At 50.9% G+C, this 18,014-nt stretch carries 9 protein-coding genes; 5 read left to right on the top strand and 4 right to left on the bottom strand.

The genetic code is table 11. The features are described 5' to 3' along the window. Nucleotides 1-111: 111 nt before the first annotated feature. Together NG796_RS03510 and NG796_RS03505 are read left to right on the top strand one after the other, a co-directional pair. Nucleotides 112-1,101: a hypothetical protein gene (locus tag NG796_RS03510; protein WP_261204534.1), complete on the top strand. Its 990-nt coding sequence runs from the start codon at nt 112-114 to the stop codon at nt 1,099-1,101. A 207-nt stretch (nt 1,102-1,308) separates the two neighbouring features. Beyond that, nucleotides 1,309-2,145, top strand: a complete 837-nt coding sequence (locus tag NG796_RS03505) for a hypothetical protein (protein ID WP_261204533.1) — start codon at nt 1,309-1,311, stop codon at nt 2,143-2,145. A gap of 141 nt (nt 2,146-2,286) precedes the next feature. Here the strand turns inward: NG796_RS03505 and rsmI are convergent, their stop codons facing one another. After that, nucleotides 2,287-3,156, bottom strand: a complete 870-nt coding sequence (gene rsmI / locus NG796_RS03500; protein WP_261204532.1) for a 16S rRNA (cytidine(1402)-2'-O)-methyltransferase — start codon at nt 3,154-3,156, stop codon at nt 2,287-2,289. 132 nt (nt 3,157-3,288) lie between these two features. Between rsmI and NG796_RS03495 the strand changes: the two genes are divergently transcribed. The 3 genes from NG796_RS03495 to NG796_RS03485 all read left to right on the top strand — a co-directional run bounded on the left by NG796_RS03495 (nt 3,289) and on the right by NG796_RS03485 (nt 6,096). Next, on the top strand, nt 3,289-4,188 hold the full coding sequence (locus NG796_RS03495) for a sugar kinase (protein ID WP_261204531.1): 900 nt from the start codon (nt 3,289-3,291) through the stop codon (nt 4,186-4,188). A 90-nt stretch (nt 4,189-4,278) separates the two neighbouring features. Continuing rightward, nucleotides 4,279-4,758: a hypothetical protein gene (locus tag NG796_RS03490; RefSeq protein ID WP_261204530.1), complete on the top strand. Its 480-nt coding sequence runs from the start codon at nt 4,279-4,281 to the stop codon at nt 4,756-4,758. Between the two features lie 444 nt (nt 4,759-5,202). After that, nucleotides 5,203-6,096, top strand: a complete 894-nt coding sequence (locus NG796_RS03485; protein WP_261204529.1) for a 3'(2'),5'-bisphosphate nucleotidase CysQ — start codon at nt 5,203-5,205, stop codon at nt 6,094-6,096. A gap of 80 nt (nt 6,097-6,176) precedes the next feature. On the opposite strand, the gene NG796_RS03480 is transcribed toward NG796_RS03485, so the two are convergent. From NG796_RS03480 to NG796_RS03470, 3 genes are all read right to left on the bottom strand, one after another. Beyond that, the gene (locus NG796_RS03480; protein WP_261204528.1) at nt 6,177-6,827 is read right to left on the bottom strand and encodes a class I SAM-dependent methyltransferase; all 651 of its coding nucleotides are present in this window, start codon (nt 6,825-6,827) and stop codon (nt 6,177-6,179) included. Nucleotides 6,828-7,067: 240 nt separating this feature from the next. Next, nucleotides 7,068-12,065 carry a type I polyketide synthase gene (locus NG796_RS03475; protein WP_261204527.1) on the bottom strand — a complete coding sequence of 1,666 codons (4,998 nt, stop codon included), beginning with the start codon at nt 12,063-12,065 and terminating at the stop codon, nt 7,068-7,070. Next, a complete protein-coding gene (locus NG796_RS03470; protein ID WP_261204526.1) occupies nt 12,058-17,787 on the bottom strand; it encodes a non-ribosomal peptide synthetase in 5,730 nt (1,909 codons plus the stop codon). Before NG796_RS03470 ends, NG796_RS03475 begins: the two co-directional genes overlap by 8 nt. Between the last annotated feature and the right edge of the window lie 227 nt (nt 17,788-18,014).

The following is an 18,014-nucleotide window of genomic DNA, read 5'->3' as shown; positions in this document are numbered from 1 at the left end:
TGTGTTCTTGTCGTTAATAAACGGCTCTCTAGGCAAGCCCTTGGCCGTTTCTACGTTTAAGAAAGTCCTAGACCCCAAGACCGATGCCCCGTTAGCAATTTGGGAATTTCTATGCGAACGACTTCAGAAAAGTTAACCAGTTCTCAACCCTTGTTTGCAGCTCAGACCCTGGTGGTTGCCGGAATTACCTGGGCTGTTTTAGCGTTGTTGTTTTTTTTGTTATTTAGCGTCCCGGAAGCTCCTGGAGAGGGGAGACCCCTGTGGTACTCAATCGGTACGTTAATATTTGAATTAGCCGCTTTCTTGGGCGCTGCAATTCTGTGTTTTAGAAATTGGCGCGCTCCCCAAATTGTCAGTGGACGGAATGTTTGGCTGGCGATCGGGATTGGAATGCTGTGCTATTTTCTAGGCGGCGTGTTGTTTGGCTTATGGGAGTTGTATTGGAATCTCGCCCCGGATGTGTCTTTGGGGGATTTCTTTTACGCGATTACCTATATTGCCCTCACGGTTGGGATGGTTCTGGCAGTCTCAGGCCGCAAGCTGAATTTAGAAGTTTGGCAGTGGGCCGTCCTCGGGGCGATCGCCTTGGCTGGGATTGCGTTAGCGTACTGGCTGGCGGTGGCGGAACCGATTGAGGTACCCGAGGCCGCTTCACCCCAGGCGATCGAGCAGGTGGCTTCACCAGCTACCGGAACCGGGACCTCAGCTCCTGCTCCTGCCGCCAGCACTGCGCAAACTGCTCCGGGCTTCATTCTCGCCATTGACGAAGCGCTGACTCCTGTGGCTTACTATGTGAATTTGTTCTATGTGATCATGGATGTTTTGCTCCTGATCCTAGCAACGGCACTGTTGTTAGCCTTCTGGGGAGGACGCTTCTCTCAGTCTTGGCGGATGATTGCGGCAGCTACTTTTTCCCTTTATATTGCCGATATGTGGTTTAAGTACGCTGATGTCCGCGTTGCCAACTACGAAAGTGGCAGTCTTTTGGAAGTCTTCTGGATTTTCAGTGCGGTTCTGTTCGGTATTGGTGCAGTGTTGGAATACGATATCTCTACTCGGTCTCGTTCTCGTGGCCGCAGAAGAGGCGGGTCTTCAGATTGATCCCATCCCTGTGATTCCCATTCGGACTCGGCTACAATCCCTGGTCGGGAACCGGGCTGCTCTTTAATTTACTCTTAATCCAACAATGGCATGATATTCTAGTCCTCCCCCATTCCGACACTGACCGCGCTAAGATGGCGCTCATCCCCCGATCGCGCGTTCAATGCCTCCGACTCTCGTCCAAATGTTTACCCCCGATGATGCGGCATGAGTTCTCGAAAACTATCTGAATCTGACAAAAGCGACATTATTGACCTGTATCGACAGCCTGGAGAAACGACTTTAACCCTGGCGAGTCGTTACGGTGTCAGTAGCTCGACCATTAGCCGCATCCTCAAAAGCACGTTATCTGAAGAGGAATATGAATCCCTCATCCAACAAAAGCGATCGGGTCGCTTCCTTCCCACGGATTCAGAGTCCCTGGATATTGAAGAAGAGCCTCCCTTAGCTACTCCAGCTAAACGACGCATTCGCCTCCGTTCTGCTGGGGACGCTTCTGAGGAAGAAGATAATAACGAGCTTGAACTCCCCGAGGAAGGCTTTAACGATCGCTATCCCAGCATCGAAACGAGCGCCCTCCAGGAAATGTTGGGAGAAGACATCCTGGATGAGGAGGATGAGGACGACGATGAGGAGGATGACGAAGAATTAGAGGATGAGGACAATGAGGACGATGAGGAGGAATGGGGGGATGATGAACCCCTGTTACCGCGACGTCAGCTTCGGACCTCTACTGTTGTGGAAGTCTTACCCCTAGCGGAAGCTGAACTTCCCAAAATCTGTTATGTGGTTGTAGACAAAGGGGGAGAGTTAATTACTCGCCCTCTCAAAGAGTTTGCCGAACTTGGACAAATTCCCGCTCAAGAGTCTTATGAACGAACTCTGCCGGTTTTTGACAATCACCGCGTGGCGCGGCGCTTTTCGGCGCGAAATCAACGGGTGATTAAGGTTCCCGATGGGCGGATGCTGCAAAAAACTAGCGTCTATTTGCAATCCAAGGGGATTACCCGTTTACTGATTGATGGTCAGGTTTATTCCCTATAGGGGTTAATGGCGACAGGGAATCAGGGACGGCCCTTTTGACCCCCCACTCGGTTCGGCTGGGCACTAGAGGGCAGTTTCCCGGTCCTTCTGTAACGTCCGGTTTCTGAGTCCCTCATTTCTGATGTAGTGAGGCTCTAGGCTTTACAGGTCCTGAGCATTTTGCTCATCGAGGGCGATCGCCAGTTGATAAATCTGGCGACGGGGAAGTTCCGTTTCCTCCGCCAACTGCCTGGTTGCCTCGGACCGGGTGAGCCCCTGGTCGATCGCCTTCTGTAATGCCGCCTTAAGGCTCTCTTCGGAAAAAACGGGGGTTGAGCGATCGCCCCCGTCAATGACTAAGGTAAATTCTCCTTTCGGTTGACAATTGTCGCCATAATGTGCTATGGCTTCGGCAATTGTTCCCCGCCAAAACTCTTCATGCAGCTTCGTTAACTCTCGCCCTAAAACCAAGGCGCGATCGCCCCCCAAGATTTTCTCTAAATCCCGTAATGTTTTCCGCAACCGATGCGGCGCTTCATAAAGCACCATCGCCCTCGTCTCTTCCTTTAACTGCTGCAACTGCTGGTGTCGTTCTTTTCCCTTCGCGGGTAAAAACCCCTCAAAGGTAAATCGAGAAGCGGGTAAACCCGCTGCACTAATCGCCGTAATGCAGGCACTGGGTCCAGGAATCGGCACGACTACAATTCCTTTTTCCACACAAGCTTTGACGAGTTCATATCCGGGATCCGAGATTCCAGGCATTCCAGCATCGGTGACGAGGGCGATCGCCGCGCCTTCTGCTAACCGATTCACTAATTCTGGAATTCGCTGTTGCCGGTTATGTTCGTGATAGCTAATTTGCGGGGTTTTAATTTGAAAATGATGCAACAATTTCCCGGTGTGCCGAGTATCCTCAGCGGCGATCGCCTCAACTTCCTGCAAAATTCGCACCGCCCGGAATGTCATATCTTCCAGGTTTCCGATGGGCGTTCCCACGATATAAAGTGTGCCTAGTTTTGAATCAATTTCCATGAACAGAGGGCTAAGTTTTACCCTATCTTAATATAAATGATGTATCCCCGGAATAAGTGGAGAGGCTTCTACGAATTCTGGCTCATTTCTATCCCAATTCATGATAAAATATGAACCCCAGGGAGCGTTTAAATGGAAGAATTGGCGGGCTTAAAACGAGAGGACAAAACCGGGCAAAAACAAGGATTGTTTGTGGGGTTAGTCACCCTGGACGTGATCTATTTAACCGCAGGAGTGCCTCAAAACAATCAGAAACTGGTGGCGACTGACTCGATGATCAATGCTGGGGGACCGGCAACGAATGCGGCGATCGCCTTTAGCTATTTGGGCAATCACTCGACCCTGGTAGGGTCAGTCGGACAACATCCCTTAACGGCCATAGTTTATGAGGAATTAGAACGGTATGGGGTGGCGATCGCCGATTTAGACCCCCACCGTACCGAACCCCCGCCCTTGTCTTCGATTCTCGTCACCCAAGCCACCGGCGATCGGGCGGTGATTTCCATCAATGCGACAAAATCTCAAATTTTGGGCGATCGTCTACCCCTTGATTCCTGGGAAAAGTTTAACATAGTCCTGATCGATGGACATCAAATGTCCGTCAGTCAACGGATTGCCCAAATCAGTCACGCCCAAACCCTCCCCGTCGTCCTCGATGGAGGAAGCTGGAAACCCGGATTTGAAACCCTTCTTCCCTTCGTAGATTATGCCATTTGTTCCAGTAATTTTTATCCCCCAAACTGCCACAATGCCTCCGAAGTTTTCACCTATTTGGCTCACCTAGGAATCCCCCATATTGCCATTACTAACGGGGAAAAACCCATTCAATACCTGAGCCAGGGTATTTCGGGTTTGGTAGAAGTTCCTCAAATCAAATCTGTTGATACATTAGGGGCAGGTGATATTTTTCATGGGGCATTTTGTCATTATATTTTACAAAAATCCTTTCCCCAGGCTTTAGCTGCTGCGGCAAAAATTGCATCCAGCGCTTGTGAAGTCTTTGGAACACGCCCTTGGATGCACCTCACCTAAAGCCCGTCTTAACCTATCTCTGTAGAAGGATTTGAAGACCATTTTAATGGATTAGAATTAACACAAAAACCCTGGAAAGGAAGCCAAGCCATGAATACCCGAGAACAATTCCTGCGGCTCTCTCCTCGTCATCCGTGGATTGGTTGGGGATTAGGAGTCTTTTACTTAATCTGTGCCTGTCTGTCACTGCTTTTGATTCCGATTGGAACTGCGCTAATTTGGATTGCTATGACCAGTCCATTACTGATTATTGCCGATGAATTATGTGCGGCGATAGAAATTAGTAATACCCGAATTGTGCGGCGCAGTCCTCTGAGTCCGAGGCTGATTATCCCTTGGGTTGATGTAAAACGAGCTATTTTAGTGTCTAATCGTAAAAATAATCGCTTAGTGTATATTCAAGCCCGTGAACCCTTACGATATTCTATTTCTTTTAATAGTAAACAGAAAAATTTTAGAAATGGATTGCGGCGAATTTTTGAAATTGCCGAAGCGAATCGAATGGATATTGAAATTAAAGGATTGTCCCGCCGTCGAGACTGGAAACAATGGGCTTATTTAGAACATTAAGGGGATTAACTTTAAGCTGTCCTAACTTTGTAGATAATCCGGCTGTTCAAGCCTGGGGTAAAACAATTAGACTCGCACAGGAGTTACCTATCACGTTGATCGAGAATCAGGGCAATTTATCTCGGTCTGGCTACCTCTGGGGAAGTGTGGTTTGAGTCGAATTGTTCGGGTTTTCCTTATAGCAGTGTTCAGGAAATTCTTCAAGTCACTTCCAGGAAAAAGGTTGTGCCGGGGGATAGGGAGTCCGGGAAATTACGGAAAAATTGTTAGAAATCCAAGTGAATGTTAGCAAGTCTTGAATCAAGAAAACATGGGTTAAGTTAGGATAGAGAGGTCAGCTTAAAATTAAAGACCAAAGATAAGCTGCGCTTTTCAAATGTATAAAAAAACCGGATAAATTATCGGGAGAGGGTTGTAAAATTAGGCCAATCACCCCAGAGGAAAATGAGGAAAAGCAAACAGTTAGGAACATCGATGACGGACAATCGCTTAGAGAAATTGGAGGAGATAGGAGCGATCGCCCGGATGATTGGGTGGGGAAGTGCGGATATTCTGACCTATTATCATACCGATGCCGCCGGAAAACTGAAGGTGAGGGAAAAAAAAGAAGGTCCTGTCACCAATGCGGATGTAGCGGCGAACGAGTATATATTGCAAAAATTACGGATTGCTTTTGGCAGTCTGGAGTTTGGCTATCTGAGTGAGGAAAGTTATCAATCCCATACTAACGGCGATCGCCGCGCACACCAGTGGGTTTGGATTATTGATCCCATCGATGGCACCCGCGCCTACATTGAGCAAAACCCTAACTATGCGGTCCATATTGCCTTAGTTTATGAGGGTCAACCCGTGGTAGCGGTGGTGGCAGTGCCTTCCGCCCAGAAATTATATTACGCCCAGCGTGGAGGGGGGGCCTTTGTGGAAACTCGTTCTGGCGATCGCACCCCAGTCAAAGTTTCCTCTCGCGATCGCCTCCAAGACTTATGCTTGCTGACGCGACGGACCCGCAAAGGAGAGAAATTAGACGAACTGTTGCAACGCTTACCCTGCCAAACCCAACAATATATGGGGAGTATCGGGTGCAAAATTGCCGCGATTGTGGAACAGCAGGTGGATGGGTTTATTTCCCTTTCCGGCAGAGGTGCACCCAAAGATTGGGACTTTGCGGCCCCAGAGTTAATTTTGACCGAAGCAGGGGGCCAATTAACCTTTGTCGATGGGACCCCGTTGCGCTACAACCAAAAAGATGTGAATCAGTGGGGTTGCGCGATCGCCAGTAATGCTCATTGCCACGAAGCATTATGTCAGGAAGTCGAGAAGATTTTGGCGACACTCTAAACCCGTCGGTGCCCAGGGTCATCTTTGCTGTCCCGATCGGGATGAGCATCCCCTGATGGGACCCCATTTGACCGAGGGACTTATTCCGGTAAACGATGGGCGATAATCGCATAAAAGGGGTCGCCACCGCCCATACCCATAAACTGCAAGATAGAAGGGAGATCGGACTTGCGGGCGATCGCTTCAGGGTTAGAAAACCCTTCCACGGCCTGAAAGTAACGTTTCACCAAGGCCACGCGAGACCCTTCGTTCCCCTCGCGCCATGCTTGAATCGCTTTTTGATAAAACATTCGATTGGAAAAACTAATAATTGCGATGCCACCGGGTTTCAGGATGCGGTGAATTTCGCTAAAGACGACTTCGGGATGTTGGATATATTGGACTGAAACCGCATTCAGGACCGCATCAAAACTTTCATCTTCTAGGGGGAGGTGGGGGTTGTCATTGAGATCTTGCACAAAATAATGGTCAAGACGACGATTTTTCGCGAGTTCATCTTCATTGAGACCATGACCTTCCACATGAGCAAAGGTCATGTCTGGGGGGAGATGGGAGACCCAGGAACTCATCATATCGAAGATGCGGCTGTTGGGTTTGAGGCGATCGCGATACAGATGGGTCAGTTGGTCGAGGAATCCATCATCGACATGGGTGACGAATCGGGGGTAGGAATAGAACAGGCGATCGTCGGATTCATCGAGTTTCGTGCGTTGGGTCGGTTGTAACAACATAAAAACAGGGGGCAGTTCGCTTCACTTTATTCTTATTTTAAAAAAAATTAAGAAATATGAAGCATCTGAGAGAATAAATTTTCCCGCCACCGGATCTGCCCTCTGGATGACCCTCCAGAAGGGACCTATTTGAGCCTCGGGGGAGGGACAAGAAACCGGGTTTCTGGACAAAATTTGGGTCCCTTAGCAATCAATCTGTACAAAACCCCGGTTTTTCAAAGGATGCAGAGATGGAAACCCTTACAGAGACCGGGCATCCTGGAGGGCGATCATCAGTTGGTCAGCGATCGCCTGGACATGGGGGGAAAAATTCATCGTAATGTGATTCCCCGGAACCTCGTGAATTTCTACCCCCTCTGCCGCTAACTCCAACCAAGCGCGTTCCGGATCTCGGGGGGAAATCTCATCGCGATCGCTGGCGCGGAAAAAGACAATTCGTCCGGGATAGGGTTGCAATTGATACCGTCGCATCGCCCGCACATTCCGCTTAAACAGGTCCACATAATGCCGGAGTTCCGGCAAACCAAAGTCCGAAGGCAACCGGATAGAGTCCCGTCCTTGAGCGAGGAAATAACGAAATTGGTCCTCGGGTTCAAGCTGACGCAGGCGATCGCTGGCGATCGGCAGATTGCCACCCACCCCCAGAAGATAACTCAGAATTTGTGCCTCATCTTCTTCAAATCCTGCCGGTAATTGTTCGGGACCCGCGCAATCAAAAATGGTCAGCAACTCCACCGTTTCCCCTGAACCCTGGAGTTGTTGAGCCATTTCAAACGCAACGATGCCACCAAAGGAAGCCCCCCCGATTCGGTAGGGACCCTCGGGCTGCACCTGATGCAAGGCATCAAGATAATATTCAGCCATTGCCGGAATTTCATCCAAAGGAGCCAATTTCCCATCAAGCCCCCGCGCTTGGAGTCCATAAACTGACAGATTTCCATCCAGTTGACGGACCAAATCCCGATAGATATAAACATGACCCCCTGCCGGATGAATTAAGAACAAGGGTGGTGTCCCTTCACCGGATTGAATATTCACCAGGCAAGAGGGAAGGGAGGATGGAGAGTGCAACGGAGTCTGGGAAAGTTTCGCCATAAAATCGGCTAACTCGGCGATAGTGGGAGCCTCTAGCAAGGTATGGTTTGGTAACTCAGTATCGAAACGTTCCCGGAGTTTGCTCAGGACCTGCACCGCAACGAGGGAATCGCCCCCTAACTCAAAGAAATCATCATGGATACTGATGGATGCAATCCCGAGGTACTGTTGCCAAACCGAGGCGATCGCCTCTTCTAAGGAATTGCGCGGCAGCAGAAGAGTCCTATCGGTCTCCCTTGAGGAATCTGGTAAAGTCGGAATGGACTGAGGATGGGGGGAGAGTGGCGGGGACTGAGGGACTCCCGCCGTTTGAGCAATCAGAATATGTTCAGAGACGGATAGGGTACCAGGTGCAGCGATCGCCTGGATAAATCCATGTTTGGCGAGGGCCTGTTGCCACTGATCCACCGATAAAAATGCATACAGCGATCGCAATTCCTCTTCCTCAATCCGTTGGAGTAAAGGGAAGGCGATATCAAAAGATAAGTCCCGAGGATTGGTTCCCTCCCACATCATCAAAAAGCCCCCAGGTGCTAACAAGGTTCGCACTCGTTCCAAGGTTTGGCTAAGGTGACGGGTAGCATGGATCACCTGAGAGGCAATGATCAGATCAAAACTCCCGGGAGTATAACCCTGGGTAGTCGGGTCCTGGTCGAGATCTAACAGTTGATACTCGACAAAGGGATAGTCCTTAAATTTCTGTTGGGCTTGTTTAACAAACGACAAACCGACATCAGTAAACTTGTAACTTGTGCGATCTACTGGGAGTTCTTTGAGCAAGTACATCGTAGCTGACCCTGTTCCCCCCCCGACTTCCAGGATTCGCAAGGTGCGATCGCTCGGCCAGGATTTCACCAAAGCTTGCAGCGTAGCAGCCATGATTCCTACATAGTAATAGCACTCCGGAGAGTTTTGGTAAACCCGCTGTAGTGTCTCAGCATTCGGTCCTGTAAACAGTAGGTTTAAAGGGTTTTCTGTTCCGGTGAGAATAGCCGCATAGCGATCGCCACAGCATTCCACCAATTGTAAGTAATCGGGTGTATCCGCCCATAAATCCCGCACTTGTGCGCGGAGTACCTGAAATAACTCAGGGGAATAGGTCACTAATTGGGTAAACTGGGTTCCTTGTTGTTGTAACTGACCCTGATCTACTAAAGCATTCAGACATCGCGCCACTAACTGTTCATACTGGGGGAGAATCTTAAATTGCTCTAGGAATTGGGACAGGGTATAACTCTCGGTTGGATTCTGAAATGCCCCAAGTTGGTGCAGTGTCCGGTGAATATAAGCCCGACATAACGCCTCCAACTGCTGTTGTTTGTGAACATAAGTGGGGTTCTCAAACTCAGCAAGGCCCTGTTGAGACTGACTCTCAGCCGCCTGAACCATCCCAGTCCAAATCGCTGGAATCAAGGCAGGGGAAGGTTTAGAACGGGGAGTGGATACCTTGTTGTCGGGTTCAATCCAATAGCGTTGGCGCTCAAAAGGATAGGTGGGTAAGGGGAGGCGATCGCGCGGTTGTGCCATATAAAATTGCTCCCAATCCACCGTAACTCCAGCCTTCCATAACTCACTTAATCCGGTGAATAATAGATTGAGGTCCGATTGTTCATCGTGGGGGTGACGCAGGGACGAGAGAATCACAGCATCCTTGCTTTTATCGGGATGCCGTTTCGCCAGGGTGGTTAAACTGCGTCCGGGTCCGACTTCTAACAGACCCCAATCGGATTGTTCAAACAGGGTTGCCAATCCTTCCGCAAAGCGCACCGTTTGGCGCAGATGTTGCGCCCAATAGTCGGGATTGGTCGCTTGTGAGGGGGTGATCCAAGTCCCGGTTACATTAGAAATATAGGGAAGTTGCGGGGGATTTAGGGTCACCTGTTCCACCGCAGCGGTGAAGGTGGGCAACATCGGATCCATCATCGGGGAATGGAATGCGTGAGAGGTATGCAGGGTGCGACATTCGATAGCGCGATCGCCGAGTTGCTGTTGCAAGCGTTGGATCGCCTCAACAGGACCGGAGACGACACAATTTCCCGGGCCATTGATCAGGGCCAGGGATAAGTCAGGATTGAGGAACGGTTGAAGTTCGGACTCAGTGAGAGGAACTGCCAGCATTGTCCCCGGAGGCATTTGCTGCATCAATTGTCCCCGTTTCGCCACGAGGGATAAGGCATCTTCTAGGGAAAAGACCCCCGCAATACAGGCGGCGACATATTCTCCGATACTATGCCCGATCGCCGCAATCGGTTGGATACCCCAGGACATCCATAATTGGGCTAAAGCATATTCGATGGTAAATAGGGCGGGTTGTGTGATTGCCGTTTGCTTTAATTGTGCCGTCGCCTCGGTAATTGCGGCATCCGAAGGGTAGAGAATTTCTCGTAAATCTAGGCCCATCAGGGGTTTTAGGAATTGGCAACAACGGTCTATTTCAGCTTGGAACCGAGGTTGAGTGGCGTACAGTTCCTGGGCCATCTGGATATACTGAGTACCTTGTCCGGAAAACATGAAGGCTACTGGGCGATCGCCCTTGTCCGGGACCGGAGTCCTGACGGGTTGGGAATCCACCGCTTCCAACCGGGCGATCGCCTTTTCCACGGTTTCTGCCACGACTATCCGTCGATAGGGAAACGCCTTCCGTCCCACCGCCAGGGTATAAGCTACATCGGCTAAATTCACCTCGGGATGGGCGCGTAAATGGTCAGCTAGATTAGCCGTTGCTCGATCCAACGCTGAGGGAGTTTTGGCGGATAACAGCAGGATGTGAGGGGTCGGCGCGACAGGTGCTAAACCCTCATCCTGCCTGGGTCTGACTGGGGCTTCTTCCAGAATCACATGAGCATTCGTCCCCCCAATCCCGAAGGAACTCACCCCAGCGCGACGGGGGATACCATTGGTTTTCCAGTCTGTGAGAGTGGCATTGACGTAAAAAGGACTGGTTTCCAAGTTGAGTTGAGGATTCGGTTGCTGGAAGTGCAGGGAGGGCGGAATCTGTTGATGTTTGAGGGCGAGAACGGTTTTAATTAAACCGGCAATCCCGGCAGCGGTATCTAAATGGCCGATATTGGTTTTCACCGACCCGATCGCACAAAACCCCGTTTTATCGGTGTACCGGGAGAAAACTTCCGTCAGGGCGGCGATTTCAATTGGATCACCCAGGGGAGTGCCGGTCCCATGTGCTTCGATATAGGTAATTGTTTCCGGGTCTACTTCTGCTAAGGCTTGAGCTTGGGCGATCGCCTCGGCTTGACCTGGGATACTCGGAGCAGTATAACCCACTTTTAACCCGCCATCATTATTAATGGCTGACCCGCGAATCACCGCATGAATAAAATCCCCATCGGCGATCGCCTCTTGGAGTCGCTTCAGGACCACAATCCCCAAGCCATTGCCACTCACCGTCCCTTTGGCATTGGCATCAAATGCGCGGCAATGTCCATCGGGAGAGAGAATCATCCCCGGTTGATACAAATACCCGGCTTTCTGGGGAAAGGTCATTGCCACGCCCCCGGCCAACGCCATATCACATTGATAAGTGAGTAAGCTTTGGCAAGCCATGTTTACCGCCACCAAAGAGGTAGAACAAGCGGTTTGAACCGCCATGCTTGGACCTGTTAGCTTCAGTTTGTAAGACAGTTTGGAGGGCAAAAAGTCTTTTTCATTGCCGATGGACAGTTGATATTCACTCGTGCAGGTTTGAATCTCAGAATTTAAGTATAAATTTTTGAATAAATAAGAATTCAAACCCCCACCGGACCCAGCATACACGCCGATCAGACCGGGATAAATTTCCGGATTATACCCGGAATGTTCTAAGGCTTCCCAAGCACATTCCAGGAAAAATCGGTGCTGAGGATCGGTGATTTCCGCGTCTTTGGGGGTAAAACCAAAGAAAGAGGCATCAAACCATTCCACATCGTCTAAAATTCCCTTAGCTTTGACATAGTTCGGATCCTGGACCTGTTCAGGAGCCAGGGAGGCGGCGAGTAATTCTTCCTCTGAAAAGACCGAAATCGATTCCACCCCATTTCGCAAGTTGTCCCAAAACTGGTCCAAGGTTTGAGCGCCAGGAAAGCGACCTGCCATCCCAATAATAGCAATGCTAGGTAGACTAGAGTCAAAACTCTGTGGGTTATCCATTGTGATATCTCCGGGGCTGTCTGGATTGTTTTTGGCGAGCGATCGCTTCTTTTTGCTGATGAGCGCGGGAAATTGAGCTATCCTGGCGACGATCGCCTTGATGCCCGAATCCCTCAGATTCGTGAGTCAGGGCTGACTGGGGAGGCACGGGGGAACTCAGATGAATCAACCGTTGTGCCAAGGTGGCGATCGTCGGATATTGAAACAGTTCTACCAGGGAGATCTCGGCGGCGAGCAATTCCAGCAATTGGCGATGTACCTGAGCCATACTCAAGGAATGTCCCCCAAGATCGAAAAAATTATCCTGTATTCCCACTTGTTCTAAGTGCAGCACCCCTTGCCAAATCGAGGCGATCGCTTTTTCCATCTCACTTTTGGGCGGCAGATACCGAGCTTCGGAATCCCGGCGATCGGCTTCCGGTTTAGGCAGTGCCTTCCGGTTGACTTTACCATTCAAGGTTAAGGGCAGCGCCTTCAGAAACAGGAAACTCGAAGGCACCATATAAGCAGGGAGATGGTCTAAGAGATAGCGTCGCAAAGTCCCTGCATGAGTCCGCTGTAGCACTTTAGAGAATCCCTGTTGGTCCAAAAGCGACTCGAATAGTTGCTGAAGTCGTTGCTGGTTATCGGGTGTGAGGTTGAAATCAATTCCGGCCTCCAAGCCATCCGACCAAGCTACCTGTCCCGTTACCCACTCACTCCCAAAGGGGTTCGCCGGACCGAAGCGCAGGCGAACCCAAGTACCGGGTTGACAAGGAGAGAGTCCGACTATCCCTATCCCACGGCGGGAGAGATTTTTACTCTGGACTTGAACCGGGCGATCGCCGGGTAACTCCACCCAACAGTTCCCTCGGTACGGCACGCGATCGGGCATGGAGCGTGAGACAATATAAGCAATCAACCGTTCATCCTGGGGGATATCCTCCCGAACAATTACTGTTGCCGCTTGCACATCCGGGTGTTGCGTCAGGACTGATTCAATTTCTCCCAGTTCAATCCGCAGTCCCCGGATTTTCACTTGATGGTCAATGCGTCCGAGGAATTCCAAATTTCCATCGGGCAAATACCGAGCCAAATCGCCGGTTTTATACAAACGCGCTCCCGGTTGCGGACTAAACGGGTTGGGTACAAAGCGATCGCGCGTCAAATCCGGTCGGTTCAGATACCCTCGGGCCAGTCCATCCCCGCCAATATACAGTTCTCCGGGAACACCGACGGGCAATAATTGCATCTGGGCATCCAGAACATATACTTGGGTATTGGCGATCGCCCGTCCAATCGGGGGAGATTGCTGATTCGCAACCGCTTCAGCTACTGTCGCACAGACTGTTGATTCCGTCGGTCCATAAGCATTAAAAAATCGTCGTCCTGTCCCCCATTGAGAGACTAAATCCCCAGAACAAGCTTCTCCCGCCACAATAATAGTTTGTAACGTTTTCACCTCCTCTTGGGGAAGCATTGCCAAAATGGAGGGCGGCAAAGTCACCGTAGTAATTTGGTGGCGGCGGATTTGTTCGACTAACGCCGAACCGGACAGCAGACAGGTTTTCTGGATTAAATATAGCGTTGCACCGGACATCCAAGCCATGAGCATTTCCCACACAGACGCATCAAAGCTGATGGAGGCAAATTGGAGAACATGACTATCCGGGGAGAGCTTAAAAAGCTGAATTTGGGCTTGAGCCAAGTTGCATAACCCTTGGTGGGCTAACATCACTCCCTTGGGTTGACCTGTGGAACCCGATGTATAGATGACATAAGCTAAATGATCCGACCTCATCGGCACCCCGGGATTCTCCCGACTCTGTTGGGCAATCTCTCCCCAATCCCGATCCAGGCAGATTAACTGCCCTGACTGTTCCCCTAGGCGCGGACAAAAGTCTTCCTGAGTTAACAACAGCCGCACCCGGGTATCTGCTAACATGAACGCCAACCGCTCCGAGGGATAGTCCGGATCTAAGGGCAAGTAAGCGCCCCCCGCCTTTAAAATGCCCAGAACTCCGATGACCAATTCTAAAGAGCGGTCCACACATAAACCCACGAGCACCTCCGGTCCTACTCCGAGGGTTTGCAAGTAGTGAGCGAGTTGATTCGCACGTTGATTCAGTTCGCGATAAGTGAGTTCTTGGTCCTCAAATACCACCGCCACCGCATCGGGAGTCTGGTCAACTTGCGCCTCAAACCACTGATGAATACAGTCTGTTCGTGGATAATCCACCTCGGTTTGATTCCAGGCCAAAATTTCCGCTCGTTCTTGGGGTGTAATCAGGGATAACTCGCTGATTCGATGTTCCGGATGTGCGACAATCTCTTCAAGTAAGGTCTGAAAATGACCGATCGCCCGAGCGATGGTGGTGGGGTCAAATAACTGGGTGTTATATTCCCAATACCCTACAATTCTCTCCCCCCGTTCTTCGAGTTGAACGGACAAATCCAGTTTAGCGGTTCCTGTATCTACATCAAGTTGCTCCAAAGTCCACCCCAGATCGTTGGTAGGGATTGGGGGTTCGAGTACAAACATGACTTGGACTAAGGGGTTCTGACTCCCCTGACGTTCTGGCTGTAAGGTTCTGACGATGTGAGAAAAGGGGAGGTCTTGGTGTGCCAGGGCCAGCAAACAGACCTCTTCGACTCGCGGCAGCAAGTCTCGAAATCGGGGATTACCCGAGAGGTCCGTTCGCAGAACCAGGGTATTGAGAAAATACCCGATCAGATTCTCAATTTCGGGGCGATCGCGACCCGCTGTCACCGTCCCCACGCAAAGATCCTCTTGTTGGGTATAACGGTAGAGCAATGTTTTGAATGCCGTCAGCAACAATGTAAATAAGGTCACCCCTTCTCTCATACTCAGGGCTTTAAGGGCCGCAGTGAGGGGGGGAGAGAGTGTCATATATTGTTTCGCCCCCTGGAATGTCCCTTGTCCAGAAGGAAGGTGGTCCGTTGGGAGTTGCAAGGGGGACAAATGGGCAAGCTGCTTTGTCCAGTAACCCATCTGGCGCTCTAACACTTCTTTGGGGAGGGATTGTCGTTGCCACACCGCAAAGTCCGCATATTGAAGGCTCACTTCAGGCAAGGGAGAAGGGGTCCCGGTCGTGAAGGCTTGGTAAAGTGCAGCCAGTTCCGGTAAAAACACCTGGTAGAGCGAGACGGCATCAATAATAATGTGATGCAGGGTCAGAAATAATCGGTAGTCTGTCTCACTCAGTGGGATTAAGGTAGCGCGCACTAAGGGACCTTTGCTCAGATCAAAGGGTTTACGGGCTTCTGTGCTGGCAATCTGTAGGGCTTGTGCCTCCCGTTGGGTCTCAGACTGCCCTTGCAGGTTGATCCGGTTCAGGGATAATTTTAAGACGGGATGAATCACTTGTACCGGCTGTCCTTCCACTGCTTGAAAGGTGGTTCTTAAGCTTTCGTGACGCCGGATGATTTCGTTAAGACTGCGATTGAGTGCGGTTAGGTCAATCGGTCCCCTGAGATACACCGTTACGGGTTCGTTGTACATGGGAATCAGCGGTTGCCATTGATGCAGAAACCACAGTTGCTCTTGAGCAAAGGAGGTGGGTAACCGCCGATCGCGTTCCACTGGGGCGATCGCCCCCCCTTGCCACTCCAACTCTTCTTGACGAAGGGTTTCCAACTGTTTCGCCAGTTGCGCCACCGTCGGTGCATTAAACAGGGCTCGGAGGGGTAAATTACATTGAAAGGCTTCCCGCACCCGCGAGACAATCTGGGTCGCTAGGAGAGAATGTCCCCCCAATTCTAAGAAATTATCATGCACTCCCACCCGTTCCACACTCAGCACTTCAGCCCAGATGTCCGCCACCACTTGCTCGATGGGAGTAGAGGGTGCACCGGCATCCTCCGGGACTATCCAAGCATTGCGTTTTGGTTCCGGTAGCGCTTGGCGATTCACTTTCCCATTCGGAGTTAAGGGGAAATGATCCAAGAATACGAAGCTGGACGGGACCATGTACTCAGGCAGCTTTTCCCCGAGGAACCGGCGCCAATTCCCCGATACGGTGCGTTGCCACACCGTATAAAATCCAGCGGTTTCTAACAGATGGTTAAAACTCGTGGCAACGATCGCCGCTTCCTCGGGGTTCAAGTTGAAGTGAACCCCCGCTTTGTTGCCTCGACACCAGGCAAGCTGTCCGGAAAACCAACAGGGTTCTGAACAACCCGGTAACCTCAACTCTAGGCGGATCCCTTGCTGGGGTCGCCAATTTTCAGGCACTCCCACCACGGCCACGCCACCTGTGGAGAAATCTTCCGTCTGAATCGAGACTTGCTGCTGATTTGCATCCTCTGCCAGGGCCTCACTCAGGTACGGTAGGCGATCGGGCATGATGGTAGTGAGGATATAAGCGACCAAGCGTTTACTACCCCGGACATCTTCGCGATCAATCACCACCGCTTGCCGGACATCGGGATGTTGATTCAGAACCGCTTCGACTTCCCCCAGTTCAATCCGGAACCCCCGAATTTTTACCTGATTATCGATGCGTCCAATAAACTCAATATTCCCATCGCTTCGGTAGCTTCCCAAATCTCCGGTACAGTAGAGACGCTCGGATGTCTGGGGATGGGTAATGAACCGGGACTGGGTTTTGGCTTCATCCCGCCAGTAGCACCGCGCTAATCCAACTCCACCGATATAAAGCTGTCCGGGTACTCCTTCCGGACAGGGTTGCAGTGTTTCATCCAAGACATAAAAACGCTGGTTTCTCATCGCCTGTCCGTAGGGGATGCTTTTCCAACTGGGGTCAATGGTTTTGATGGGATAAAGAATGGACCAAATAGAGGCTTCTGTTGCACCTCCGAGTCCAATCACCTGGACTCCAGAAACCAAGGCTTTGATTTGTTCGGGCAAGCTCAGGGGAATCCAATCGCCGCTTAGGAGGACGACTCGCAAGGAGGCAGGTAGCGGATCCGGTTGGCCGAGGGTGGCATCAATCAGCATTTGTATCAAGGCGGGTGCCGAGTTCCAAACGGTAATCTGCTGTTGCACCATTACTGCGGCCCAGTGGTGAGGGTCCGGCGTGGGTGAAGGGTTCGGCATCACGACGGTTCCACCGGCGATTAAAAGACCGAAAATATCGTAAACCGAAAGGTCAAAACAGAGGGAAGAGACGGCTAAGACGCGATCGCCCGGGCCTATTTTAAAGCGATCGTTGATATCCACCAGGGTATTGAGGACGGCCCCATGCTCGACTGCCACCCCTTTCGGTTGCCCCGTGGAACCGGAGGTGTAGATAATATAGGCCAGGTGATCCGGCTTCACGGCGCTGACGGGATTTTGGTCGCTAAAGGTGGTAATCTTGGCCCACTCTTGCTCTAAATCGATCACCTGAGCCTGATGGGGCGGTAGGGAGTCCCCCAGTGGGCGATCGGTGAGTAAAAACCTCGCTTGGCTATGCTCTACCATAAAAGCCAGGCGATCGCGGGGATAGTGGGGATCCAGCGGAACATAAGCCCCCCCAGCTTTGAGAATGGCTAACAGTGCGACTGCCATTTCTAGGGAGCGATCGAGACAGATGGCAACGAGCACCTCGGGCCCCACGCCCAAACTTTTCAAATAATGGGCGAGTTGGTTTGCCCGATGGTTCAGTGTTTCGTAAGTTAAGGAGGCCCCTGCACAGACGATCGCTGTTGCATCCGGAGTAGACTCGACTTGCACCTCAAATTGTTGATGAATACACCCTGTTGTCCGCTGTTTGCTCATGTTATGTTGCCTTGCCCTGGTTAAGAATTCCTAATTCATCAAACCTTCCCCTGGCGAGATCAAGGCATTGATTTCCCCACTCGATCCTGAGTATTTCTCCTGAATTTGGGCAGTTTTCAGCATAAAATTTTAGAGGGGACTCATCATTAATGCTCTCCATCCTACACAGAAATCAAGGCGAGAAATTGCTTCATCCCGGTTCCGGAAACTACAGGGATAAGGGCGGA

It is taken from the genome of Laspinema sp. D2d (genome assembly GCF_025370755.1).
GTDB lineage: Bacteria > Cyanobacteriota > Cyanobacteriia > Cyanobacteriales > Laspinemataceae > Laspinema.
The sequence above is the reverse complement of the archived record's forward strand: the minus strand, read 5'-3'. Positions and strand labels throughout refer to the sequence as shown.